The organism is Glycomyces tenuis DSM 44171 (genome assembly GCF_000427885.1).
Classification (GTDB): Bacteria; Actinomycetota; Actinomycetes; order Mycobacteriales; family Micromonosporaceae; genus Glycomyces; species Glycomyces tenuis.
The window spans coordinates 98,641-121,996 of sequence record NZ_ATYW01000005.1 but is presented as its reverse complement, the minus strand read 5'-3'; the positions used below and the strand labels follow the sequence as shown (position 1 = coordinate 121,996).

21 protein-coding genes and 2 pseudogenes are annotated in these 23,356 nt (G+C 71.6%); 12 read left to right on the top strand and 11 right to left on the bottom strand.

The features are described 5' to 3' along the window. Positions 1 to 4: 4 nt before the first annotated feature. Genes YWW_RS29340 through YWW_RS0109310 form a run of 5 tightly spaced genes read left to right on the top strand, consistent with a single transcriptional unit; the run spans position 5 to position 5,875 of the window. A complete protein-coding gene (locus YWW_RS29340; protein ID WP_051325586.1) occupies positions 5 to 1,627 on the top strand; it encodes an ABC transporter ATP-binding protein in 1,623 nt (540 codons plus the stop codon). Then, positions 1,596 to 2,900: an ABC transporter permease gene (locus YWW_RS0109325; protein ID WP_425402685.1), complete on the top strand. Its 1,305-nt coding sequence runs from the start codon at positions 1,596 to 1,598 to the stop codon at positions 2,898 to 2,900. Before YWW_RS29340 ends, YWW_RS0109325 begins: the two co-directional genes overlap by 32 nt. Positions 2,901 to 2,905: 5 nt before the next feature. Then, positions 2,906 to 4,198, top strand: a complete 1,293-nt coding sequence (locus YWW_RS0109320; protein ID WP_051325585.1) for an ABC transporter permease — start codon at positions 2,906 to 2,908, stop codon at positions 4,196 to 4,198. Continuing rightward, a complete protein-coding gene (locus tag YWW_RS0109315; protein ID WP_026929910.1) occupies positions 4,198 to 4,590 on the top strand; it encodes a cytidine deaminase in 393 nt (130 codons plus the stop codon). The genes YWW_RS0109320 and YWW_RS0109315 overlap by 1 nt, the downstream gene beginning before the upstream one ends. 10 nt (positions 4,591 to 4,600) lie before the next feature. Then, entirely contained in the window at positions 4,601 to 5,875 is a 1,275-nt protein-coding gene (locus tag YWW_RS0109310) for a thymidine phosphorylase (RefSeq protein ID WP_026929909.1), read from the top strand. On the opposite strand, the pseudogene YWW_RS37730 reads toward YWW_RS0109310, so the two are convergent. Further along, positions 5,875 to 6,000: pseudogene (locus tag YWW_RS37730) on the bottom strand (SDR family NAD(P)-dependent oxidoreductase); the annotation flags it as partial. The gene YWW_RS0109310 and the pseudogene YWW_RS37730 overlap by 1 nt on opposite strands. Positions 6,001 to 6,204: 204 nt before the next feature. On the opposite strand from YWW_RS37730, the gene YWW_RS0109300 reads away from it, so the two are divergent. Then, a complete protein-coding gene (locus YWW_RS0109300; RefSeq protein WP_026929907.1) occupies positions 6,205 to 6,387 on the top strand; it encodes a hypothetical protein in 183 nt (60 codons plus the stop codon). Positions 6,388 to 6,439: 52 nt separating this feature from the next. Here the strand turns inward: YWW_RS0109300 and YWW_RS0109295 are convergent, their stop codons facing one another. The 3 genes and pseudogenes from YWW_RS0109295 to acs form a co-directional block, all read right to left on the bottom strand. Continuing rightward, positions 6,440 to 7,576 (bottom strand): amidohydrolase, encoded by a 1,137-nt coding sequence (locus tag YWW_RS0109295; RefSeq protein ID WP_026929906.1) that lies wholly within the window; start codon positions 7,574 to 7,576, stop codon positions 6,440 to 6,442. Positions 7,577 to 7,667: 91 nt separating this feature from the next. Beyond that, positions 7,668 to 8,588 (bottom strand): alpha/beta fold hydrolase, encoded by a 921-nt coding sequence (locus YWW_RS0109290; protein ID WP_026929905.1) that lies wholly within the window; start codon positions 8,586 to 8,588, stop codon positions 7,668 to 7,670. 215 nt (positions 8,589 to 8,803) lie between these two features. After that, positions 8,804 to 10,763, bottom strand: a pseudogene (gene acs / locus YWW_RS29335) (acetate--CoA ligase). 442 nt (positions 10,764 to 11,205) lie between these two features. On the opposite strand from acs, the gene YWW_RS0109280 reads away from it, so the two are divergent. Then, positions 11,206 to 11,955, top strand: coding sequence for a hypothetical protein (locus tag YWW_RS0109280; RefSeq protein WP_026929904.1), 750 nt, complete (start codon positions 11,206 to 11,208; stop codon positions 11,953 to 11,955). A 28-nt stretch (positions 11,956 to 11,983) separates the two neighbouring features. Here YWW_RS0109280 and YWW_RS29330 read toward each other — a convergent pair whose 3' ends face one another. Genes YWW_RS29330 through mqnE form a run of 3 tightly spaced genes read right to left on the bottom strand, consistent with a single transcriptional unit; the run spans position 11,984 to position 13,901 of the window. Then, a complete protein-coding gene (locus tag YWW_RS29330; protein ID WP_051325583.1) occupies positions 11,984 to 12,316 on the bottom strand; it encodes a DUF4229 domain-containing protein in 333 nt (110 codons plus the stop codon). After that, a complete protein-coding gene (locus tag YWW_RS0109270; protein ID WP_026929903.1) occupies positions 12,313 to 12,726 on the bottom strand; it encodes a hypothetical protein in 414 nt (137 codons plus the stop codon). Before YWW_RS0109270 ends, YWW_RS29330 begins: the two co-directional genes overlap by 4 nt. Further along, positions 12,726 to 13,901 carry an aminofutalosine synthase MqnE gene (mqnE, locus tag YWW_RS0109265; protein WP_026929902.1) on the bottom strand — a complete coding sequence of 392 codons (1,176 nt, stop codon included), beginning with the start codon at positions 13,899 to 13,901 and terminating at the stop codon, positions 12,726 to 12,728. Before mqnE ends, YWW_RS0109270 begins: the two co-directional genes overlap by 1 nt. Before the next feature lie 236 nt (positions 13,902 to 14,137). Here mqnE and YWW_RS0109260 point away from each other — a divergent pair, with 236 nt between their 5' ends. Continuing rightward, positions 14,138 to 15,661, top strand: coding sequence for a C40 family peptidase (locus YWW_RS0109260; protein WP_081687320.1), 1,524 nt, complete (start codon positions 14,138 to 14,140; stop codon positions 15,659 to 15,661). A gap of 226 nt (positions 15,662 to 15,887) precedes the next feature. Here YWW_RS0109260 and YWW_RS33940 read toward each other — a convergent pair whose 3' ends face one another. Together YWW_RS33940 and YWW_RS33935 are read right to left on the bottom strand one after the other, a co-directional pair. After that, a complete protein-coding gene (locus tag YWW_RS33940) occupies positions 15,888 to 16,127 on the bottom strand; it encodes a hypothetical protein (RefSeq protein WP_026929900.1) in 240 nt (79 codons plus the stop codon). 511 nt (positions 16,128 to 16,638) lie between these two features. Then, complete coding sequence (locus YWW_RS33935) at positions 16,639 to 16,827, bottom strand: hypothetical protein (RefSeq protein ID WP_026929899.1); 189 nt, start codon at positions 16,825 to 16,827, stop codon at positions 16,639 to 16,641. 802 nt (positions 16,828 to 17,629) lie between these two features. Between YWW_RS33935 and YWW_RS29320 the strand changes: the two genes are divergently transcribed. The 4 genes from YWW_RS29320 (at position 17,630) to mqnC (ending at position 21,023) form a co-directional block, all read left to right on the top strand. Next, positions 17,630 to 17,992, top strand: a complete 363-nt coding sequence (locus tag YWW_RS29320) for an HPr family phosphocarrier protein (RefSeq protein ID WP_342673570.1) — start codon at positions 17,630 to 17,632, stop codon at positions 17,990 to 17,992. Between the two features lie 87 nt (positions 17,993 to 18,079). Further along, positions 18,080 to 18,940, top strand: coding sequence for a menaquinone biosynthetic enzyme MqnA/MqnD family protein (locus YWW_RS0109235; RefSeq protein ID WP_026929897.1), 861 nt, complete (start codon positions 18,080 to 18,082; stop codon positions 18,938 to 18,940). Then, on the top strand, positions 18,937 to 19,707 hold the full coding sequence (locus YWW_RS29315) for an FAD-binding oxidoreductase (protein WP_035698433.1): 771 nt from the start codon (positions 18,937 to 18,939) through the stop codon (positions 19,705 to 19,707). The genes YWW_RS0109235 and YWW_RS29315 overlap by 4 nt, the downstream gene beginning before the upstream one ends. 170 nt (positions 19,708 to 19,877) lie before the next feature. Continuing rightward, positions 19,878 to 21,023 (top strand): cyclic dehypoxanthinyl futalosine synthase, encoded by a 1,146-nt coding sequence (mqnC, locus tag YWW_RS29310; protein WP_035698319.1) that lies wholly within the window; start codon positions 19,878 to 19,880, stop codon positions 21,021 to 21,023. A 369-nt stretch (positions 21,024 to 21,392) separates the two neighbouring features. Here mqnC and YWW_RS33930 read toward each other — a convergent pair whose 3' ends face one another. Both YWW_RS33930 and YWW_RS0109215 read right to left on the bottom strand, forming a co-directional pair. Then, positions 21,393 to 21,956: a hypothetical protein gene (locus YWW_RS33930; RefSeq protein ID WP_051325581.1), complete on the bottom strand. Its 564-nt coding sequence runs from the start codon at positions 21,954 to 21,956 to the stop codon at positions 21,393 to 21,395. Between the two features lie 99 nt (positions 21,957 to 22,055). Then, positions 22,056 to 23,312, bottom strand: coding sequence for a trypsin-like serine peptidase (locus tag YWW_RS0109215; protein WP_155830058.1), 1,257 nt, complete (start codon positions 23,310 to 23,312; stop codon positions 22,056 to 22,058). Positions 23,313 to 23,356 lie beyond the last annotated feature (44 nt).

The window sequence follows — 23,356 nt, the reverse complement described above, 5'->3', positions numbered from 1 at the left end:
CCAATTGCGACTCGAACTGAAGGGCCTGACGAAGAAGTTCGGCTCGTTCACCGCCGACGACGACATCGACCTGACGGTCGAGCCCGGCCAGATCCACGCCGTCCTCGGCGAGAACGGCGCGGGCAAGTCGACGCTGATGAACATGCTGTACGGCATTCTCAAGCCGACCAGCGGCGAGATCCTCATCGATGACGAGCCGGTCGCCTTCTCCGGGCCCGGCGACGCCATCGCCGCGGGGATCGGGATGGTCCACCAGCACTTCAAGCTCGTCGGGCCCTTCAGCGTCGCCGACAACGTCCAGCTCGGCCGAGAGCACACCCGCGGCGCGGGCGTGCTCTCGGCGCGGGCCGCCCGCCGGGCCGTGCTCGACGTCTCCGAGCAGTACGGGCTGCGCCTGGACCCCGACGCGATCTGCGAGGACCTGCCCGTGGGCGTCCAGCAGCGCGTCGAGATCGTCAAGGCCCTCTCGGGCCCCAGGACCGAGCTGCTCATCCTCGACGAGCCCACCGCGGTGCTCACCCCCGCCGAGATCGGCGAGCTGCTCGACATCATGCGCTCGCTCGCCGAGGCGGGCACCTCGATCCTGTTCATCAGCCACAAGCTCAAAGAGGTCCAGGCCGTCGCCGACACCGTCACGGTGATCCGGCGCGGCAAGGTCGTCGCCGAGCTGGAGCCGACCGCCTCGGAGACCGAGATGGCCTCGGCCATGGTCGGGCGCGAGGTCTCCCTGACCGTCGACAAGACCCCCGCCGAGCCCGGCGAGCCCAGCCTGGAGATCTCGGGGCTGACGGTCGTGGGCGAGACGGGCGTCAAGGTCCTCGACGGGCTCGACCTGACCGTCCGCGCCGGCGAGATCGTCGGCCTGGCCGGCGTCGAGGGCAACGGCCAGACCGAGCTGGCCCGCGCCGTCCTCGGCCTCATCCGCCCCGACGCGGGCACCATCGCCGTCGACGGGCGCCGCGTCGACCGCGACAGCCCCGCGCAGCGCATCGAGCGCGGCCTGGGCTACATCCCCGAGGACCGCGCCCGCGACGGCCTGATCAACGAGTTCACCGTCGCCGAGAACATCGTGCTCAACCAGTACCGGGACCGGCCCTTCGCCAAGGGCGGCGTCATCGACGCCGCCGCGATCCGCAGGCGGGCCGAGGAGTCCATCGCCGAGTTCGACATCCGCACGCAGGGGCCCGCCGAGCCGGCCTCCTCGCTGTCGGGCGGCAACCAGCAGAAGGTCGTCATCGCCCGCGAGTTCTCCCGGCCCCGCCGGCTCCTGGTGGCCGCCCAGCCCACCCGCGGCGTCGACGTCGGCGCCACCGAGTTCATCCACTCGCGACTGGTCACCGAGCGCGACACCGGCACCGGGGTGCTGCTGATCTCCTCCGAGCTCGACGAGATCTACGCCCTGGCCGACCGCATCGCCGTGATCTACAACGGCCGCATCGTCGGCGAGGTCGGCCCCGACACGCCGAGGGAGGTCATCGGGCGGCTCATGGTCGGCGCCGAGCCCGACGGCGCCGAGACCGAGGCCGCCGACAGCGCCGCCGTCGCGGACTTCGACGCCGAGAGCCCCGCCGCCCCCGACACGGCGACCACCGACGATGACGCCAACGGAGGTGACCGTGACCACTGAGACCGCGACGCCCACTCCCGAACCGCCCGAAGCGGGGGAGCGGCCCGACAAGCGCCCCCCGTTCATGGTCCTCTTCGGCCGGTACCTGACCGAGGCGAACTCGGTCATGGTCACGGTCTACTCCCTGCTGCTGGCCTTCCTCATCGGAGCGATCCTCCTCATCGTCTCCGACGAGACCGTCCGCGGCACCTGGAGCTACTTCTTCTCCCGGCCCACCGACGCCCTCGAAGCCTCCTGGCAGGTCGTCTCGAACTCCTACCGCGCCCTGTTCGAGGGCGCGATCCTCAACTTCAACACCATCGACCGGATGGCCGCGGGCACCGCCGAGATCGGCGACCTGCTGCGCCCGATCTCCCAGACCCTCACCTACGCCACCCCGCTGATCTTCACCGGCCTCGCCGTCGGCCTCGCCTTCCGCGCGGGCCTGTTCAACATCGGCGCCCAGGGCCAGATGATCTTCGGCATGATCGGCGCGCTCATCGTCGGCTTCAGCCTGAACCTCCCGGCGATCCTCCACCTCCCCCTGGCCGTCCTCGCCGGAGCCGTCGCGGGCGCCGCGTTCGGCGCCGTCCCCGGCGTCCTCAAGGCCACCACCGGCGCCCACGAGGTCATCTCCTCGATCATGCTCAACAACATCGCCGGGCTGTTCCTGGTGTGGGCCATCGGCACCTCCTTCATGCACTCGGAGACCCGCTCCGAACTGGTCACCAAGCCCGTCGAGGACTCCGCGTCCCTGCCGCTGCTCCTCGGCTTCGTCGACGACGGCCTGCGCGTCAACCTCGCGCTCCTCATCGGCGTCGCCGCCGCCGTCTTCGTGTGGTGGCTGCTGTCGAAGTCGACCTTCGGCTACCGCATCCGCGCCGTCGGCTTCAACGAGCACGCCTCCTCCACCGCCGGGATGAACATCGGCCGCACCTACGTCACCACCATGAGCGTGGCCGGCGGCCTCGCCGGGCTCGCCGGGGCCGCGCTGACCCTCGGCGTCGGCTCGGGCGGCATCACCACCAACACCGCGCTCGAATACGGCTTCGACGGCATCACCGTCGCCCTGCTCGGCCGGGCCAACCCCGGCGGCATCATCGCCGCCGCGCTGCTGTTCGGCGCGCTCAAGGCCGGCGCCCTGGACGCCCAGCCGGACGTGCCGGTCGACATGTCGACCCTGCTCCAGGCGACCATCGTGCTGTTCATCGCCGCGCCGGCCCTGGTGAAAGCGATCCTGCGGCTGCGCGCCCCGCGCGGTGGCCTGGTCACCCTCGAAGCGAAAGGCTGGTGAGCCCCATGGCAACGGACACGCAGGCCACCGCCCCCGCGCACGTCGACGAGAGGGCCGTCGTCCGCCACCTCAAGGCGGGCATCGTCTACGCGGCCATCGGCGTCCTCCTCGCCGCGGGCGCGCTCGCCTTCCTCGGCGGCGACCGCGAGACCGTCTTCACGCTCGACCGGACGCTCACCGACGCCAGCTGGACGCTGCCGACCCTCCCCACCGTCATCGCCATGGCGGCGGTCGTGGCCGCCTGCGGAGCGTGGATGCTCCTCGGCCTGCGGCGCGGGCTGTTCAAACTCGCCTCGGCGATCGCGGTGGCCGCCATCGTGTTCGCCCTGATCTCCTGGTCGGTCTCCGAGCCGGGCATGGTCTTCCGCGCCGAGTCGATCCTCGCCGGGGCGGTGTTCCTGTCGCTGCCGTTCATCTTCGGCGCGCTCTCGGGCGTCGTCTGCGAGCGCTCCGGCGTGATCAACATCGGCATCGAAGGCCAGTTCCTCATGGGCGCCTTCACCGGCGTGCTGGTCGCCAACATCACCGGCAACGTCTACGCCGGCATGCTCGGCGCCATGCTCGCCGGGGCGCTCACCACGATGCTGCTGGCGATGCTGTCCACCAAGTACCAGGTCAACCAGGTCGTCGTCGGCGTCATCCTCAACCTGCTCGCGCTCGGCTTCACCAGCTTCATGTACGACCAGCTGAAGAAGACCGAGGGCTACAACTCCGCCTACGGCGTGCCCTCGAACGCCCTGGACGGCATCGGGCTCGGCTTCCTCGCCGACATCCCCCTCGTCGGGCCGGTCCTGTTCGCCCAGAACATCTTCGTCTACGTCGGGCTCGTCGCCGTGTTCGTCGTGTGGTTCCTGCTCTTCCGCACCCGCTGGGGCCTGCGCACCCGCTCGGTCGGCGAGCACCCGGCCGCCGCCGACTCCATGGGCGTGGCCGTCAACCGGCTCCGCTTCTGGAACGTCACCGCCGCCGGCCTCGTCTCCGGTTTCGGCGGCGCGTTCTTCACGCTCGCGAACTCCCTGGCGTTCACCAAGAACATGACCGCCGGGCTCGGCTTCGTCGCCCTCGCGGTCATGATCGTCGGCCGCTGGAACCCGCTCGGCGTCCTCGCGGGGGCGCTCATCTTCGGCTTCGCCAGCCAGATGGCCGAATACCTCGACGTCGCCGGGAACTCCATCGTGCCCGGCCCCTTCCTCCAGATGCTGCCCTACGTCGTGACCCTCGTCGTCGTCGCCGGGCTCATCGGCAGGGCCAAGGCGCCCGCCGCCGACGGCGTGCCGTACAACCCGGGAGACAAGTGATGACCGACATCGACTGGGCGGCGCTGCGCGCCAAGGCCGTCGAGATGGCCGCCCGCGCCTACGTCCCCTACTCGAACTACCCGGTCGGCGTCGCCGGGCTCGTCGACGACGGCCGCACCGTGGCCGGGTGCAACGTCGAGAACGCCTCCTACGGCCTGACGCTGTGCGCCGAATGCGGCATGGTCTCCGAGCTCGCCGCCACCGGCGGCGGGCGCCTCGTGGCCGTCGCCTGCGTCGACGGCCGCGGCCGACCCCTCACCCCGTGCGGCCGGTGCCGCCAGCTGCTCCACGAGCACGGCGGCCCCGCCTGCCTCGTGGACGCCGAACCCGGACCGGTCGCCGTGGAGACGCTCCTCCCCGGCGCCTTCGGGCCGGACCATCTCGACGAGTGAGGGACATGCCTTGATCACCGCAGTCGACGTCATCCGGACCAAGCGGGACGGGGGCGAGCTGTCGACCGACCAGATCGACTGGGTCATCGACGGCTACACGAGAGGCGAGGTCGCCGACGAGCAGATGTCGGCCCTGGCCATGGCGATCTTCCTCAACGGGGCCTCGCCTCGCGAGATCGCCGACTGGACCGCCGCGATGATCCGCTCAGGACTGACGCTCGACCTGTCCGGCGTCGGCAGGCCGTGCGTCGACAAGCACTCCACCGGCGGCGTGGGCGACAAGATCACCCTCCCGCTCGCCCCGCTGGTCGCCGTGTTCGGCGTCGCCGTCCCGCAGCTGTCGGGTCGGGGCCTCGGCCACACCGGCGGCACCCTCGACAAGCTCGAGTCGATCCCCGGCTTCGACGTGAACCTCGACGAGGCGGGTATCGTCGCGCAGCTGAAGGAGGTCGGCGCGGTCGTGTGCGCGGCCACCGGCGACCTCGCCCCGGCCGACCGGAAGCTCTACGCCCTGCGCGACACCACCTCCACGGTGGAGTCCATCCCGCTCATCGCCTCGTCCATCATGAGCAAGAAGATCGCCGAAGGCGCCGACGCGATCGTCCTCGACGTCAAGGTCGGCTCAGGCGCGTTCATGAAGGACTTCGACCGGGCGAAGGAGCTCGCCGAGACGATGGTGCGCCTCGGCGGCGCCCACGGCGTCGACACCAGGGCGCTGCTGACCGACATGAGCGTCCCGCTCGGGCGCACCGCGGGCAACGCCCTCGAAGTGCGCGAGTCGCTGGAGGTCCTCGCGGGCGGCGGCCCGTCCGACGTCGTCGAGCTCACCGTCGCGCTCGCCCGCGAGATGCTCGACGCCGCTGGCAGGCCGGGCCTGGACCCGGCCGCCGCGCTCGCCGACGGCCGCGCGATGGACTCCTGGCGCAAGATGATCGCCGCCCAGGGCGGCGACGTCGACGCCCCGCTGCCGACCGCGCGCCACACCGAGGAGATCACCGCCGAAACCGGCGGCTTCGTGGTTGACATGGACGCTTATGCTGTCGGCGTCGCCGCATGGCGTCTCGGCGCCGGCCGCACCAGGCAAGGCCAGTCGGTGCAGGCAGGGGCCGGCGTCGAGATCCTCAAGGCCGTCGGCGAACGGGTCGAGGTGGGGGAGCCGGTGCTCCGGCTCCACACCGACACCCCCGAGCGCATCGAAGCGGCGAAGGAGACCTTGCGAGGCCGGTGGAGCGTCGGCGCCGAGCCGGTCGAGCGCGGCCCGATCGTCCTCGACCGCCTCGGCTAGGCGGCGTCGAAGTCCCGCGCCGACAGGAACACCTCCGCCCCGAGCTCGGCGAGGCCGATCGCCAGGCTCCTGCCGAAGTCGCGTCCCGCTCCGGTGATCACCACGCGGTAGTCGTCGAGATCCATGGCCGGTGTCCTCTCGACCCGTGCGATGCGTTCGGCTTCGCGCACTTCTGTGAGCAGGGCCATCCGGGGGCACGAGCTTTTTACCGCGAGTTCGCGGCGGTTTCTTCACGCGTAATGCGCCGGTGACACTTCGCCTGCATCGTTGGGCTCACCGCCGCACCGGCGCGGCACGCACACGCACCACCGCCCGGAAGGAACACCACGATGGAACCACTCGCGATCCTGGCACTCCAGGTCATGCACGACGAGGCGCGCTCGGCCCTGCCGGACGCGCCGGTCGTCGAGCACCGGCCCACGGTCTTCGACCGCATCGCCTCCCTGCGTTTCAGGGCGGCGTCGCGCGCGGGCGCCCCGCTCAAGCGAGGCGACGTCCGCCGGGCCGCCTGAGCGAGCCGAACGTGAGAGGCCGGGAGCGACCGCTCCCGGCCTTTTCGCACCGCTAGACGGGGCGGCCGTCGATGTAGGCCTGCTCGACCTCGGAGTAGAAGTCGAGCGGGTCGCCCGACCAGACGCAGAAGTCGGCGTCCTTGCCCGCCTCGAGCGAGCCGATCCGGTCGTCGACGCCCATGATCTTCGCCGGGTTGATCGTCACGGCCCGCAGCGCCGTGTCCCGGTCGAGGCCCTCCTTGACGCACAGCATCGCCTGCACGATCAGGTGCTCGATCGGCACGACCGGGTGGTCGGTGGCGATCGCGAGCGTCACGCCCGCCTCGGCGAGCGTCACCGCGTTGGCCGGGAAGCGGTTCACCGTCTCGACCTTGCTGCGGCTGCACAGCAGCGGCCCGAAGATCACCGGCACGCCGCGCTCGGCGATGAGGTCCGCCAGCAGGTGCGCCTCGGTGCCGTGGTCGAGCACGAGGTCGTAGCCGAACTCCTCGGCCACGCGCAGCGCCGTCGCGATGTCGTCGGCACGGTGGCAGTGCTGGCGCCACGGGATCTCGCGGTTGAGGACCTTCACGAGCGTCTCGAGTTTGAGGTCCCGCTCGGGGCTCTCGGCGCGCCGGTAGTTCTCGGCCTCGACGAAGGCCTGCCGCAGCACCCCGGCGGTGCCCAGGCGCGTCGACGGCGTCTTCTTCTGCTCCCCGTAGACCCGCTTCGGGTTCTCGCCGAGCGCGGACTTCACGCCCGCGGGGGAGCGCAGCACCATCTCGTCGACGTAGCGCCCGACGGTCTTGACGGCGACGGTCTCGCCGCCGATGACGTTGCCCGAGCCGGGGTTGACGCAGGCGGCGAGCACGCCGCCCTGGAGGGCCTCGGCGAAGCCGGGCTCGGCGGGGTTGATCCCGTCCAGCGCCCGCACGTACGCGGTGTTGGGGTCGGTCATCTCGTTGGTGTCGTTGCCCGCCCAGCCTTCGGCGACCTCGTGGACGCCGAGATGGGTGTGGGCGTCGACCAGGCCGGGGACGATCCACTTGCCGGCCGCGTCGGTGACGGGCACGCCCTCGGGCACCGGCAGCTCGGGGCCGCCGACGGCGCTGATGCGGCCGTTCTCGACGAGGATGGTGCCGCCCTCGACGGGGGCGGCGGTGACGGGCACGATGGTCGCGCCGCGCAGGGCGAAGGAAGCCTCGGTCATGGAATCGCCTTCCGGTAGATGGGTCCGCCCCATCCTGCCCTGCAAACCGGCCGACCGGCTAGCGGCCTCGCCGTTTCGTGGAGTGCTCCGCTCAGTCGGCCCAGCGGATGATCTCCTTGGTGACGGTCTCGGCCGCCTCCTGCTGCGGGAAGTGCCCGATGTCCTCCATCAGCTTCCACTCGTAGCGGCCGTGGATGTACCGGCCCGAGCCCTGAGCGGTGCGCGGCAGCACGCAGGTGTCCATCGCCCCGTGCAGTTGCAGCGTCGGCACCGGAGTCGGCCGCTGCAGGAGCTTCACGAACCGCCTGCCCGCCAGCCCCATCGCCGTGCGGAACGGCCACCGGAACGCCTCCAGGGCGCAGAACGCCGCCTGCGGGATCTGGATGACGTCCCTGCACGCCCGCACGTACGCCTGGAAGTCGTTCGTGCCGCGCCACCTCGGCCCCGACCACCAGTACATGAGGTCGGCGACCTTCCGCGCGTCCCAGGCGGTCAGCTTGTGCTCGTAGCGCGGCATCTGGAAGGCGAACAGGTGCTTGGACGCCGAGAGCTGCCCCTTGGGGTCCACCGCGAGCGCCGCCCGCTGCCGCAGCGGGTGGGCGGCCCCGACGACGACGAGCGAGCGGAACTGCTGCGGGTGGAACGCGGCGGCGGCGAAGCCGAGGATGCCGCCGAGGTCGTGGCCGACGACGGTCGCGTCCCGCTCGCCCAGGGCCCGGACGAGCCCGACGACGTCGGCGGCCATCGTGTAGGCGTCGTAGCCCCGCGGCGGCTTGTCCGAGGCGCCGTAGCCGCGCAGGTCGGCGGCCACCACGCGGAACCCGGCGTCGGCGAGCGCCGGGATCTGGTGGCGCCAGGCCCACCAGAACTCGGGGAAGCCGTGCAGCAGCAGCACCAGGGGTCCGTCTCCGGCCTCGGCGATGTGGAATCGCGAGCCGTTGGCGTCGATGTGGCGGTGGGTCCACGGCCCCTGCTTGAGCGCGGTGCTGTCGGCGAAGTTCCTGCGGTTCACGAGCAAAAGCGTACGAGGTCACGCCCGGCGGTGGCGACGCCGGACCGCACCGGGGCCCGAGCGCGGCGCCGAGCGGCCCCGGGACGTCCGTCCGAGCGGCCTTGGAGGAGAGGCGCTCGGAACACGCCGGAGGCGGCGCGGCCCCGGGCCGCGCCGCCTCCGGCTGATCTTCCGACACAGGACACGCTGCGCGTGTCATAGATCACATGTCGAGTTCAGTCTTCCGAGCGGGACTTCAGCCCCTCCTTGATGCGCGCCATCACGGAGCTGTCCTGGAGCGTGGTGACGTCGCCCAGTTTGCGGTCCTCGGCGATGTCGCGCAGGAGCCGCCGCATGATCTTGCCCGAGCGGGTCTTCGGCAGCTCCGAGACCACCATGACCTGCCGCGGCTTCGCGATGGCCCCCAAGGTGCTCGCGACGTGGCTCCGCAGCTCGGCCAGGTGCTCGGGGCTCGACTCGGTGGCGCCGCGCAGGATCACGAACGCCACGATGCCCTGCCCGGTGATCGGGTCCGTCGCCCCCACGACCGCGGCCTCGGCCACCGTCTCGTGGCCGACCAGCGCCGACTCGACCTCCGTGGTCGAGATGTTGTGCCCCGAGACGAGCATGACGTCGTCGACGCGGCCCAGCAGCCAGATGTCGCCGTCGTCGTCGCGCTTGGCGCCGTCGCCCGCGAAGTACATGCCCTCGTAGCGCGACCAGTACGTCTCGAAGTACCGCTCGTCGTCGCCCCAGATGGTCCGCAGCATCGACGGCCACGGGTCGCGGATCGTCAGGAAGCCGCCGCCGCCGTTCGGCACCGACTTCCCCTCGTCGTCGACCACGTCCACCGTCACGCCCGGGAGCGGGCGCTGCGCCGAGCCCGGCTTGGCCGCCGTCACGCCCGGCAGCGGCGAGACCATGATCGCGCCGGTCTCGGTCTGCCACCAGGTGTCCACGACGGGGCACCGGTTGCCGCCGATGTGCTCGCGGTACCACATCCACGCCTCGGGGTTGATCGGCTCGCCGACGCTGCCGAGGACGCGCAGGCTCGACAGGTCGAAGCGGGCCGGGATGTCGTCGCCCCACTTCATGAACGTGCGGATCGCCGTCGGCGCGGTGTAGAGGATCGAGACCTTGTACTTCTCGACCAGCTCCCAGAACCGGCCCTGGTGCGGCGTGTCCGGCGTGCCCTCGTACATCACCTGCGTCGCCCCGTTCGCCATGGGGCCGTACACGATGTAGGAGTGCCCGGTGACCCAGCCGATGTCGGCGGTGCACCAGTACACGTCGGTCTCCGGTTTGAGGTCGAACACCGCGTGGTGCGTGTACGAGGTCTGCGTCAGGTACCCGCCCGAGGTGTGCAGGATCCCCTTCGGACGGCCGGTGGTGCCCGAGGTGTAGAGGATGAACAGCGGGTGCTCGGCGTCGAAGGCCCGCGCCTCGTGCTCGTCCGAGGCCGCGGCGACGATCTCGTGCCACCACAGGTCGCGGTCGTACCAGACGACGTCCTCGCCGGTGCGGCGCACCACCAGGACCTTCTCGACCGTCGGGCACCGGTCCGCGGCGGCGTCCACCGTGGGCTTGAGCGCGCTCGCCTTGCCCTTGCGGAAGCCGCCGTCGGCGGTGATGACCACCTTCGCCCCGGCGTCGTCGATGCGGCTGGACAGCGCGTCGACGCTGAAGCCGCCGAAGACCACCGAGTGGGGCGCGCCGATGCGCGCGCACGCCAGCATCGCCACGGCCGCCTCGGGGATCATCGGCATGTAAGATCACGACCCGGTCGCCGGCCTCGACGCCGAGCTCGGTCAGCGCGTTCGCGGCGCGCTTGACCTCGTCGAGCATCTCGGCGTACGTGACGGTGCGGGTGTCCCCCGGCTCGCCTTCGAAGTGGATCGCGACCCGCTCGCCCAGCCCGGCCTCGACGTGCCGGTCGAGGCAGTTGACGGCGACGTTGAGCTCGCCGCCGAGGAACCACTTCGCGAACGGCGGGTTCGACCAGTCGAGGGTCTGCTCCCACTCCTTCGCCCAGTCCAGGCGCCGGGCCTGCGTCTCCCAGAACGCGAGCCGGTCGGCGGCGGCCTCGTCATAGGCGGACTCCGTGACGTTCGCCGTTCGGGTGAATTCGGGGGGAGGGGGGAACGTGCGGTCCTCCGACAGGAGGTTGGCGAGCGTCTCTTGCGGGGTTTCGGTCACGGGTATTCGCTCCTTACAGCGCGGTACTGTGAGGCAGGTCTATTGCCCGTTACACTACCGCGAACTCAGTCCTTGACAAGCGGTGACGTTCACGGCGTCGCCGAACGGGAGGCGAGCGGTCGACGAGCGGCCGCCCGGCTCGCCGAGCAGTTCGCCCAGACCGAAACGGCACCGCTCCACGCCCCGCTCCCGAAGCCCGCGGCCCCGCCTCATGTGACACCCGCCGCGCCGCTCCGCCCGCACCCCGCCTCCGGGACCGCCCGGCCGCCCGGCCCCACCGGGGACGACGGACGCCGACTCGACCGTCCGTGTCCGTTCGATCACCGAACGGCGCTCAATCGAGGCGAGCGCATCGGCGACTGAGTCTGTACCATTTGTCACTGCCCTCATGCCCGCCCGGTGGGGCGTATCAGCTTCACCTCCAACCGGTAAGGTTCCGCCCGTGGATCCTCTCGCGCCTCTCCTCGAACTCTCCGAGGTCGCCGACGCCCTTGAGAACGCCAGAGCCAATGTCGACAGGATGCTCTGGCACGAGGCCCTCCGCGGTGACAACGCCCATGTCGCCGCCGAGGTGGCCCTGCACGACGCGTCGGCGAACCTGGCGTTGGAAGGCTACGACTGCGACGTCGAGCGCCTGCGGGCCGGCGACTTCACCGACCCGATCGTCTCCGGCGCCCTGCGCGTCGTCGAGGCGCTCCCGGGGATGGTGGACCTGTGGGCCGCCTCGCCGCGCTACGTCCTGGCGAAACTGCACCTGCTGGCCTCCCGCGACTTCCCCGACGCCGGGCACGGCTTCGAGCCCGGCCGCATCGAGGTCGACCGCTCCGGCTCGGCCCGCATCGACGCGATGTGCGCGCTCGTCGCCAGCCCCACCAAGGAGATACCGGCAGCGCTGACCGCGGCGGTGGTCCACGGCGAGCTCCTCGCCGTCCAGCCGTTCCCCGTGGCCAACAACATCGTCGCCCGCGGCGCGGCCCGGCTCGCGCTGGCCAGCAAGGGACTCGACCCGAGGCTGCTCGTCACCATGAACGCCGGGCACCTCGACCGGCACCCCGAGTACGTCGGCGCGCAGCGCTCCTGGTCCACCGGCACCCCCGACGGGGTCCGGGCCTGGCTCAAGCACTACGGCAAGGCGCTCGAGGCGGGCGCGGCCGAGACGCTCCAGATCTGCACCGAGCTCATGAAGCAGTGAGTGAGCGGTACCAAGCCGCTGGAAAGGCCTAAGCCTCCCCCTTCACCTCTTCGCTCTTCGGCTCTTCGCTTTTCAGCTCTTCGACTGTCGGCTCTTCGCCCTGCGGTTCTTCGCTCTTCGGCTCCTCGCCCTTCAGCTCCGCGCGCAGCCGCTGCTTCTCCTCGCGGCGCTCCTTCACACGCGCGTCGATGTGGTCGATCATCTCGCCCCGCATGCCCTTGATCAGGAACGTCGACAGCACCAGCGAACCGAGCAGCCCGATCGCGAGCGCGAGCAGGACGTTCATGACGAAGCTCAGCGGCGCGGCGATGGCGGCGAACAGCCCCAGCCGGGCCAGGAAGTACTTGGCCACCGGATTCATGGCCGCTCCTCTCCGTAGATCTTGATCCCTGCGTACCACAGCACCGAGTACGCCAGGGCGGCCACCAGGCCGCCGACGCCGCCCGTGGCCAGCGACGGCCACGTCGGCGGCAGCAGCAGCGTCGAGGCGATCCCGGCGCCCAGGCCGAGCACGACGCCGATGATGACGACGGCCCACCTCGAGCCGCCCTCGTAGCGCCGGAACTGCTCGGTGAACACGAACACGCTCGGCACCGCCGCGACCCACCCCGAGATGCGCCCGAAGTCCCCGCCGGCGACCATGACGAACAGCAGATCGACCACGGCGAGCGCGATCGCGCCCATGACGACGTACGCGAGCACCGTCCCGATCAGCTGCCCGAGCGTCTCGATCCGCGGCTTGTCGGCCGCCTCGCCGGACGGGGCCGCCACTAGAACCTCACCGACTGCGGCTCGGCGCGGCGCTCGGCGATCGTCTGCGGCGCGTCGTACTCGCGCACCACCTCGTACCTCGTGTTGCGCTCGACGGGCCGGTAGCCGGCGTCGCGGATGAGTTCGAGCAGGTCCTCGCGGCTCATCTTGTCGGGCGTGCCGTAGTCGTCGGCGTCGTGGGTGATCTTGTACTCCACGACCGAGCCGTCGAGGTCGTCGGCGCCGTAGGACAGCGACAGCTGCGCCACGTCCAGACCGTGCATGACCCAGAAGCACTTGACGTGGTCGAAGTTGTCGAGCAGGAGCCGGGAGACCGCGAAGACCTTGAGCGACTCGGCCGGGCTCGCCATCGTGGTCCGGGCCTGGAGCCGGTTGCGGATCTTCCCGTCCTGGGAGTCGTGGAAGTCGTGCTGGTAGCGCAGCGGGATGAACACGGCGAAGCCGCCGGTCTCGTCCTGGAGCTCGCGCAGCCGCAGCACGTGGTCGACGCGGTGCCGCGGCTCCTCGATGTGCCCGTACAGCATCGTCGCCGGGGTCTTCAGGCCCTTCTGGTGCGCCAGGCGGTGGATGCGCGACCAGTCCTCCCAGTGGCAGTCGTGGTCGACGATGTGCTGGCGGATCTCCCAGTCGAAGATCTCGGCGCCGCCGCCGGTCAGCGACTCCAGCCCGGCCTCGATCAGCTCGTCGAGGATCTCGGAGGCGTCCAGGCCGGAGATCTTCTCGAACCACTGGACCTCGGTGGCGGTGAACGCCTTGAGGTTGACCTGCGGCAGCGTCTCCTTCAACGCGCTCAGCACGCGCGGGTAGTAGCGCCACGGCAGCGTCGGGTGGAGGCCGTTGACGATGTGCAGCTCGGTGGGCGCGTCGTCGCGCATCTGCTCGGCGAGCGCCACGGCCTGCTCGACGCGCATCGTGTACGCGTCGGCCTCGCCGGGCTTGCGCTGGAAGGAGCAGTACGCGCAGGACGCGGAGCAGACGTTGGTCAGGTTGAGGTGCCGGTTGACGTTGAACATGGTCCGGTCGCCGTTCTTGGCGGTCCGCACCCCGTGCGCGAGGCGCCCCAGCCAGGCGAGGTCGTCGGTCTCGTAGAGCCCGACGCCGTCGTCGTAGTCCAGCCGCTCGCCGGCCGCGAGCTTTTCCTCGATGCCGGCCTTGAACGCCGCGGTGTCGTCCATGGCGCCTCCATCCCTTCCGGTCGCTCACGGCGCCGGCGAGCCGCGGATCGGCGGACCCGGCGATGCCTGCGAGCCAAGACATTCGTACGGCCAGCGTAGCGCCGAGGTCACCGGCGGCGGCCGCCGCACGAGCCGCACGTGACGGCACAGACCCCGACGATTCGACCGCGGTTAACCCGAGCGTGGCACACCTTCGGTAGAGTGACCGTGGCAACCCCCACAGAAGGACACCTGATATGCGCGTTAAACGGTTGGGCGTCAGTGTGCTCGCGGCCGCGGGTGCGGCTACGGTCCTCTTCGGAGGCGCCATGCCCGCGTTCGGCGAGCCCGGGGTCACCGTGCCCGACGACGGCACGAGGCCGCTCGGCGAGAGCTCCGCGGAGACACCGGTCACCAATCCGGAGACCGCCGGAGGGCCCCTCGCCGACCAGATCAACGACGCCAGTATCGAGGTCGCGCAGCTGGCCGAGGAGACCACCGCCGCAGAGGAGGAGTGGCTCTCCCGCACCGAGCGCCTCACCGAGGCCGCCGCGGACTGGTCCGAGTCCGCCGACGCGCTCGAGGCCGCGCAGTCCGCGCTCGACCTCGCCGCCGGCCAGGCCTACACCGACATGTCCGGCGTGCCCGACACGGAGCTGCCCGACCTGACCGGCCTGACCCCGCTCGGCAGCGAATGGGACCTGCCGGGCCTGGCCGAGGCCGTCGACGACGCCGAGACCGCCGAGTCCGTCGCCCACGCCGCCTACGACGCCGCCGCCGCGTCCGCATCGCGCGCCGAAGGCCGCTACACGGCGCTCAACGAGGCGTTCACCGCCGCCCAGGCGGAACTCGACCAGCTCATCGCGGACAACGCCGAAGAGCTCGAGGAGATCGAGCGGGCCCGCGAGGAGGCCGCCGCCGAGTACTCCGACGACTTCTCCTCCGAAGTCGACGGCTGGGACGCCGCCCCCGAGGCGAAGGAGGCCGTCGAGTACGCGCTCGCGCAGCTCGGCAAGCCCTACGAGTGGGGCGCCGAGGGACCGGACACCTTCGACTGCTCCGGGCTGACCCAGTCGGCCTACGCCTACGCGGGCGTCACGATCCCGCGCGTGGCCGCCGACCAGTTCAACTTCACGCGCGACAAGCCGGTCGACACCGAGATGCTCCTCCCCGGCGACCTGCTGTTCTGGTGGGACAGCCCCGGCGAGTGGCAGTCGGTCTACCACGTCGGCATGTACCTCGGCGACGGCAAGATGGTGCAGGCCCCCCGCACGGGTGACGTGGTGAAGATCAGCAGCATCTGGTTCGAGAACTTCGCCGGGGCGCACCGCGTCGTCGACGCGATCCAGACCGACGGCGGCGACGACAACGACGAGCCCTCGGGCGGCGGCGGGCCTTCCGGCGACGACGGCACGAGCGATGAGCCGGACCCCTCGCCGACCGACGGCGAGACGCTGGACCCGGACCCCGGCCCGTCGACTTCGCCGACGCCGGACGACGAGCCGACCCCGGACGACGATCCGACGCCGAGCCCCGACGAGCCCACGCCCACTGAGGACGAATCGCCCGACGAGCCGACCCCGAGCGCCTCCGACCCGGTTTCGGGGACGCTCAGTCGGGAACCTGAGACGGGTGAGACTTCCGGCGAGTTATCCGAAGGCGGATACCGGGGGCGGGGCGGTGATGGCACGATGGTGGCTAGCCCGCTGCAATGCAATGCTCCATCCCCGAGGAGGCTCCCGTGGACGACAACAGCTGTAGCTCTTGCGGTCAGCGCCTGACGTCCAGGCTTCGGCGCTGCTCGCAGTGCGGAGCTCCGCTGCCGCCGCCGATCGGGGGCTTCCCGCCGGAGCCGCAGTACCCGCCGCCGCCGTCGTACGCGCCGCCCGCGGCCCCGCAGTACGCGCAGCCGGGTCAGGCGCCGCCACCGCCGCAGGGCCATGTGCAGAACCACGCGCAGGGCCACGCCGCGGTCCCGCCGCCTCCGCCGATGGGCGGCCAGGCGCCCTACCAGCCGCCGCAGCCGCCGCCCGCTTCGGGCTCGGCCGCCGTCCGCCCGCCGATGACGGTGCCGCCCGCGACGATGCCGCCTCCGCCGATGGCCCAGCAGGCCTCCGGCTCCGCGCCGGTCCCGCCACCGGCCCCGCAGGCGCAGCCGATGCAGGCGGCTCCGCAGGCGCCTTTGCCCCCGCAGTCGCAGTCGCTGCCGCCGGTGACACCGGCCGCGCCCCCTTCGCCGCCGCCCATGCCGCAGGCGCACCCCTCGCCGGTGCGGTCCGCGCCCGTGCAGCCGCCGTTCGCGCCGCCTCCGGCGGCGAGCCCGCAGCAGCCCGCGCCGCCGCTGATGCCGACGCCTCCTTCGCCGCCGCCGGTCCCCGAGGTGAACCTCGAGCCGGAACCGGCCGCCGCCGAGCCCGCGCCGCAGGCCGCCCCGGCGCCCGCGGCGCAGGCCGCCTCGACTCCCGCCCCGGCGCCCGTCGACGAGGACGGGGACGGCGCCCTGTGGGACGAGCTCCCCGACCCCGAGGTGCTCGACGATTCCGTCGACCTCTCGGACGAAGACGAGGCCGCGCTCGCCGACCTCGGAGCCGATGTCCCCGGCGAGTCCCTGCCGCCCGCGCCGCCGTCGGCCGAGACCGACGACGAGCCCGAGGACGAAGCCGAAGGCGAGACCGCCGCAGAGGCCGCCGCGCCGGAAGGCGAGAGCGAGCCCGAAGCCGAGCCCGCCGAGGCGAAGGACGACGCCGAGCCGAAGGAATCAGCGCCGGGAGAACCCGAGCCCGCGGCCGTGATCGTCGACGAAGGTGAGGCCGAGCCCGCCGTCGTCGCCGTCGAAGCCGAGCCCGAGAGCGAGACCGACGAGCACGACACCGTCGACGTGGTGCACCGCTCCGACGAGGCGGACGAGCACCCCGAAGGCAGCGTCGAGGCCGCCGAGACCGTCCACACCGAGGCCCCGGCCGCCGACCGCGAGCCCGGCCCCGATCCGGCTCCCGAGCCCGACAGGCCCGAACCGGAGCCCGCGCCGGAACCGGAGCGCCCGGAGCCGGTGCCCCCGCCCGGCCCGCCGCCGACACCGGAGCCGCAGCCCCGTCCCGATCCAGCGCCGCCGCTCCCCGAGCCCGAGCCCGGCCCGGTCCCGCCGCCCGAGCCGGTCCCGAACCCCGAGCCCGGTCGGCCGTTCCCGACCGGAGGCGTCGACTCACCGATGTCGGAGGCCGCCCCGCCGGACTACGAGTCCGAACCGGCGCCGGAGGCCATCACTCCGCCGTCCATGGAGCCGGCCGGTGAGCGCGGGCCGAGGAACCGGCCGCCGAGCCGTCTGGCGAAGCCTCCGAGGAGGAGCGGTCCGCGGCGGCGCAGGCCCCCGCCGAAGGCCCCGCGCCCAAGGCCGCCGCCGAATCGGTCTCGGCGAAGAAGATCGTCGACGCGCCCGACATCAGCCTCTTCGAGGAGCCCTCGAGCAAGCCCAACCGCGCCGGCGTCGCGAAGGTCCCGCCGGAGTCGTGGCCGCCGTCCGACGACCACGGCGACTCGGGCTCGTTCAAGCCGGGCCGCGCGAGGGTCAAGAACTTCATCGTCGACCGCGGCGAGCTGCCCGAGCACATCCCGCTCCCGCGCCCCACCGTCTACGGCGGCCAGAAGACCGACGAAGGGGACTCGTCGGCCTGACCGGCCGGTCCCGCCCTGCGAACGGGGTGAAATCGGCGAAAGGCCGGAAAGTCGCCCATCCGCCCCCGTCTCGGGCCATGCTGGTGCTGAACCGAACGCATGGCCCGAACGCTTCGCCGAGAGTGGGGGTGGCAGACATGGCGGAACGCCGTGTGAAAGTGACCACTGAAGTCGGGATCCAGGCCCGGCCCGCGACCGTCTTCGTCGACACCGCGGCGCAGTCGAACGCCGAGGTCCTGATCGCGAAGGCCGGCCAGGGCCGCCACGACGCCAAGTCGATCCTCCAGGTCCTGACCATGGACGTCCGCCCGGGGGACGCCATCGTCCTCACCAGCGACGACGAGGCGGTCCTCGACCGCCTCAGCGCGCTCGTCTCCAATGACGGCGAGGTCGGCGAAGCCGACGTCACGATCGTCGAGACCGTCGACGACGAGGACTGAGCCGCGAAGAGCACCCCGCAGGGGCCCACGTCTCCGCGGTGTCGCCGTCGGCGCCGAACGCCCCCGCGACCGGCTACGGTCGAGTCTGTGAACAACGCACGGCGCCCCAGGGTCGGTCATATCGCTTTCCTCAACTGCCTGCCCATCTACTGGGGACTGGCCAGGTCGGGCGCGCTGCTCGACGTCGACCTGCACCGCGCCCCGCCGGACGAGCTCAGCCGCCGCCTCGTCGACGGCGACCTCGACATAGGCCCGATCAGCCTCGTCGAGTACCTCCGGCACGCCGACCGGCTCCTGCTCGTGCCCGACATCGCCGTCGCCGCCGACGGCCCGGTCCTCAGCGTCAACCTCGTCTCCAAGACCCCGCTCGCCGAGCTCCCCGCCTCGCCGAAGGTCTCGCTCACCTCCACCTCCCGCACCGGCGTCCTCCTGGCGCGGATGCTCCTCGAGCAGCGGCACGGCCTCACCCCCGAATTCGCCACCACGCCGCCCGACCTCGCCTCGGCCCTGGACGGCGCCGACGCCGCCGTCCTCATCGGCGACGAGGCCCTCCGCGTCCACCACGACCCGGGGGGCAACCACGTGGTCGACCTCGCCGACGCCTGGAAGGACTGGACCGGCCTGCCGATGGTCTTCGCCGTGTGGGCCGTCCGCCGCGAGTACGCCGAGGCCCACCCCGGTCTGGTCAAGGACGTCCACCTGGCGTTCTGCGAGTCGGTGCGGCGCTGCCGCGCCGAGATCGACGAGGTCGTCGCCTCCGCCGCCCGCTGGGAGCCGTTCGCGCCCGCCGCGCTCGCCGAGTACTTCGACCGCCTCCAGTTCACGCTGAGTGACCGACACCTCGACGGTCTGCGGGAATTCGCCTCGCGCGCCGCCGGTTATACGGATGTGGCCCCCATGCAGGAGGGCGGCCCCGAATTCTTTCCCGCTGGAGAGGGCACCGCATGACCGTCGAGCTCAACAAGCGCCGCAAGCGCCCCGCGTGGCACAAGCTCTCCGTCGGCCGGGTCAGGCCTCTCACCGAGGACTCCCTCGAAGTCACCCTCGCCGTGCCGCCGGAACTGCGCGAGGCCTTCGCCTTCAAGCCCGGCCAGCACATCACCTTCCAGCGCGTCGAGGACGACGGCAGTGAGGTCCGCCGCTCCTACTCGCTGGCCTCCACGCCGCGCGAACTCGCCGAGGACGGCACGCTGCGGCTGGGCATCAAGTTCATCCCCCAGGGCAGCTTCTCCGCCTACGCCAAGGCCAGCCTCGCCCCCGGCGACGTCCTCGAAGTGCTGCCGCCGCTCGGCGTCTTCTGCACCGAACCCGACCCGGCCCGCCACTACGGCGCGATCGTCGCCGGATCGGGCATCACCCCGATCCTGTCCATCGCCGCCGCGGCCCTTGACGCCGGGGCGACCGTGACGGTCCTGTACTCCAACCGGACCGGCGAGTCCACCATGTTCGCCGAGGAGCTCGCCGAACTGGAGCGGCGCCACGGCGAGCGGTTCAGGCTCCACCACGTCCGCACCCGCTCTGAAGGCGCGAGCCCGCTGCTCACCGGACGGCTCACCCCCGAACGGCTCCGCGAGGTCCTCGCGGGCCTGGTCGATCCGGCCGAGATCGACGAGTGGTTCCTGTGCGGGCCGTACGAGATGGTCCTCGGCGTCAAGGAAGTGCTGGAGACGGCCGGCGCCGCCGAGATCCACACCGAGCTGTACTACGTCGACTGACGGCCCGAGCCGCAGAGCGCGGCTGTCGGGTCCGCCGAAGCCCGATCGAGCGGCGCCCGAGACGGCCGCGGCCTTGCCGCCGGGACCGTGCCGCCGCAGCCGAGGAGACTTGTCGGTCACCGCGAACAGGGGAGCTGTGCCGCGCCCGGTTCTCCGGATACGCTTCGTCCATGGCCGAGATTGACGATGTCCTCGCCCGAGCCGCCGACGGCGGCCGCATCGGAGCCGAGGAAGCCGAACTGCTCTACACCGAAGCCCCCTTCCACGCGCTGGCAGAGGCCGCGGACACCGTCCGCAGGCGCGTCATCGGCGACAACATCGTCACCTACATCATCGACCGCAACATCAACTACACGAACGTGTGCGTCACCGCGTGCAAGTTCTGCGCCTTCTACCGGGCCCCGAAGCACGAGGAGGGCTGGGACCACTCGCTGGAGGAGATCCTGCGCCGCTGCGGCGAGGCCGTCGAGCTCGGCGCGACCCAGGTGATGCTCCAGGGCGGCCACCACCCCGAGTTCGGCGTCGAGTACTACGAGACGCTCTTCAGCGCGGTCAAGCGCGAGTACCCGCAGTTGGCGATCCACTCCATCGGGCCCTCGGAGATCGCCCACATGGCGAAGGTCTCGGGCACCGACATCGAGGAGGCGGTGGGGCGCATCAAGGCCGCCGGGCTCGACTCGATCGCCGGAGCGGGCGCGGAGATGCTCCCCGCGCGGCCCCGCACGGCCCTCGCCCCGCTCAAGGAGTCGGGCGAGCGCTGGCTGGAGATCATGGAGACCGCCCACGAGCTGGGGCTCGAATCCACGGCGACGATGATGATGGGCACCGGCGAGACCGCGCACGAGCGCATCGAGCACCTGCGGATGATCCGCGACGTGCAGGACCGCACCGGCGGCTTCCGCTCGTTCATCCCGTGGACCTACCAGCCGGAGAACAACCACCTCAAGGGCCGCACGCAGGCGACGGTCATGGAGTATCTGCGCCTGCTGGCGACGGCCCGCCTGTACTTCCACAACGTGAAGCACCTCCAGTCGTCGTGGTTGACCACCGGGAAGGCGGCGGGACAGCTGAGCCTCCACCTCGGCGTGGACGACCTCGGCTCGATCATGCTGGAGGAGAACGTGATCTCCTCGGCGGGCGCGCGGCACCGCTCGCGGCTCTCGGAGCTCATCGCGCTCATCCGCACCGCCGACCGCGTTCCCGCGCAGCGCAACACGGTCTACGAGCGCATGTCGGTCCACTGGACGCCCGACGACGACCCGAGCGACGACCGGGTGAGGTCGCACTTCTCGACGATAGTCGGAAGCATGAAGTAGGGCTCGACGATAGTCGGAAGCATGAAGGAGAGCTCCACGATCGTGACGCGACTCCGGGCCGAGTGACCCGGGCCGCGGCCGAGCGCCGCGGACCGTCCGGGCCGCCGTTCCCGAAGACGCCGTCGGGTGCCTCCCACTCGACGGCCATGGCCCGACCCGGGACCGGCCCTGAGCCGTTCCCGAAGCCGCCGCCACGCACTTCGCACTCGACGAGCCGACCCCGGACCGACCTGAACTCCCCCCGGCGCCGCGAGGACCGGTGCCGGACCGGCCCTGAGCCGTTCCCGAAGCCGCCGCCCTCGTGCCGAGCGCACGGCAAAGCGGCGGGGCGCGGGCTGCAAGCCCGCGCCCCGCCATACCCCAGGAGTGTCAGTCCTCGTCGCGGTCGTCGTCATCGTCGTCGTCCCGGTCGTCGTCTCCGTCGTCTCCGTCGTCATCGTCGGAGTCGTCGTCCCGGTCGTCGTCGTCATCGTCGTCGTCGCGGTCGTCATCGGACTCGTCGTCGGTCGTGACGTTCGCCTGCGGCTGCCCGTCGGCGCAGGTCACGTCGTAGTCGACCTCCAGCGAGCCGTTGGTGAACTCGACCTCGGCGTCGTCGTCGCGGTCGTCATCGTCGTCCCGGCCGTCGTCGTCCTCGTACGGGACGGCCTCGACGTCGTCGACGGTGTAGCCCTCGGCAGGCGCCCACCAGACGAGCTCGGGCCCGTCGGCGGTGCACTCGGCGAGGACCGTGCCGCCCTCGCTCTCGAAGAGCTCCTGGCCGTCTCCGGCCGTGGCGTCGTCCGGGACCGCGTCGAGTTCGCCGCTCGGCCCGCTGGTGTGCTCCGCGGTCGGCTCGGACGGCGTGTCGTCCTGTGCCAGCGCGATCGATCCGAATCCCGCCGCGGCGATGACCGCGGCGCCCGTGCTTGCGAGTAGCAGTTTCTTGTTCATGCGCACCAGCGTCGCGCCGCGAGCCCTAAGGCGACGCTAAGAGCCCTCTAACTCGCAGCCAAACCCGGATCGGGCGCCCGATCCGGCCTTCGTGGGCTCTCAGATCAGGTACCCGATCTCGTCTTCGATGAGCGAGGCGTTCACGCCCGAGTTCGGGCAGCCGCCGAAGTGGTGCAGCGCGATCACCTCGTGCGTGTCCCGCGACAGCACCGGCGAGCCCGAGGAGCCGAACTCGGTGTCGCAGTAGTACGCGACGTCGCTGTCGGCCACATAGCCGTCGTAGACCGGCTCGTCGACCACGCAGTTGCCGCCGTCGACCGTCGACTCCACGGCGATCTCCGAGGGCCGCCCGGCCGGGTGCTGCGGGATGTAGATCGCCTCGCCGCGCCCGACCCGGTCGTCGGACAGCGTCAAGTGCCCGAAGCGCTCGACCGCCGCGAAGTCGTCGACGCTGAACAGCGTGTAGTCCAGGTCCTCCGAGGTCGCCAGGACGTGGTCGCCGGAGACCTTGACCGGCTCGGTCGCCTCGCCGCCCGCGCAGCTGGTGCACGTGTAGCCGAACCACACCTCGGTGCGCTGCGCCTCCCACGACTCCGAGAAGCAGTGGTTGTTGGTGAGCATCCGGTTCTCCTCGCCGACGCGGAACGCGGTGCACAGCACCGTGCCGTCGATGAGCAGCCGCGCCACCGGCTCGGTGTGGTCGACGATGTCCGGGTAGGAGTTCTCGTAGCACGCCGAGGGTTTCTTGTCGTCGTCCGAGCAGAGGCTCTCGGCGGGCCTGGCCCGGTGGTTCTTCTCGTCGACGAGTTCGTCGACGACGTCCTCGGGGAAGCCGTAGGCGACCTTGTCGACCACGGCGCCCAAAGCGTCGGACACCGCGTCCCCGCCGGTCTTGTGCAGTTCGACGATCGCGGTGTCGCCGGTGATGGACGTGGCCCACCGGCTCATCTGCGAGTCGTCGTAGCGGTACGACTCGGACCCGTCGGGGCTGGAGACGGTGACGTAGTCGCCGCCGGTGAGCAGCATCCGCTCGAAGTGGAGTTTGACGTAGCTGGCGTCCGGGTCGGAGAACTCGAGCACGGTGGTCTCGTCCGCGTAGGTCAGCGACTCGGCCGTCTCGACGATCTCGCCGATCTCGAGGAGGCCGAGCGCCGCCTCGTCGACGTCGAGGCGCTCGACCGCCTCGCCCAGGCCGAGCGGTTCGTCGTCGGCGAGCGCGTGGGGGACCACCACCGCGGCCGTGCCGAGGGCGAGCGCCCCGGCCGCGCCCGCCAGGGCGATCCTGCGGCGCCCGCGGCGGGCCGGCACCCGGCCCCGGTCCCGTCCCGGCTCATGATTCCGCACTGCTGCCGCCACCGAGGGCCCCTTTCACGAGAGATGTGTCGGAGGTTCAACGAGCG

Excerpts from the sequence above, each read along its gene's own strand:
- YWW_RS0109315 (WP_026929910.1), top strand. The coding sequence starts at position 4,198 with ATGACCGACATCGACTGGGCGGCGCTGCGCGCCAAGGCCGTCGAGATG.
- mqnE (WP_026929902.1), bottom strand. The coding sequence starts at position 13,901 with ATGGACGACACCGCGGCGTTCAAGGCCGGCATCGAGGAAAAGCTCGCG.
- YWW_RS29330 (WP_051325583.1), bottom strand. The coding sequence starts at position 12,316 with ATGAATCCGGTGGCCAAGTACTTCCTGGCCCGGCTGGGGCTGTTCGCC.
- YWW_RS33930 (WP_051325581.1), bottom strand. The coding sequence starts at position 21,956 with ATGAACAAGAAACTGCTACTCGCAAGCACGGGCGCCGCGGTCATCGCC.
- YWW_RS29320 (WP_342673570.1), top strand. The coding sequence starts at position 17,630 with ATGCTGGTGCTGAACCGAACGCATGGCCCGAACGCTTCGCCGAGAGTG.
- YWW_RS0109325 (WP_425402685.1), top strand. The coding sequence starts at position 1,596 with ATGACGCCAACGGAGGTGACCGTGACCACTGAGACCGCGACGCCCACT.
- YWW_RS29315 (WP_035698433.1), top strand. The coding sequence starts at position 18,937 with ATGACCGTCGAGCTCAACAAGCGCCGCAAGCGCCCCGCGTGGCACAAG.
- YWW_RS0109300 (WP_026929907.1), top strand. The coding sequence starts at position 6,205 with ATGGAACCACTCGCGATCCTGGCACTCCAGGTCATGCACGACGAGGCG.
- YWW_RS33940 (WP_026929900.1), bottom strand. The coding sequence starts at position 16,127 with ATGGGCGGCGGCGAAGGGGGCGCGGCCGGTGTCACCGGCGGCAGCGAC.
- YWW_RS0109320 (WP_051325585.1), top strand. The coding sequence starts at position 2,906 with ATGGCAACGGACACGCAGGCCACCGCCCCCGCGCACGTCGACGAGAGG.
- YWW_RS0109260 (WP_081687320.1), top strand. The coding sequence starts at position 14,138 with ATGCGCGTTAAACGGTTGGGCGTCAGTGTGCTCGCGGCCGCGGGTGCG.
- mqnC (WP_035698319.1), top strand. The coding sequence starts at position 19,878 with ATGGCCGAGATTGACGATGTCCTCGCCCGAGCCGCCGACGGCGGCCGC.
- YWW_RS0109295 (WP_026929906.1), bottom strand. The coding sequence starts at position 7,576 with ATGACCGAGGCTTCCTTCGCCCTGCGCGGCGCGACCATCGTGCCCGTC.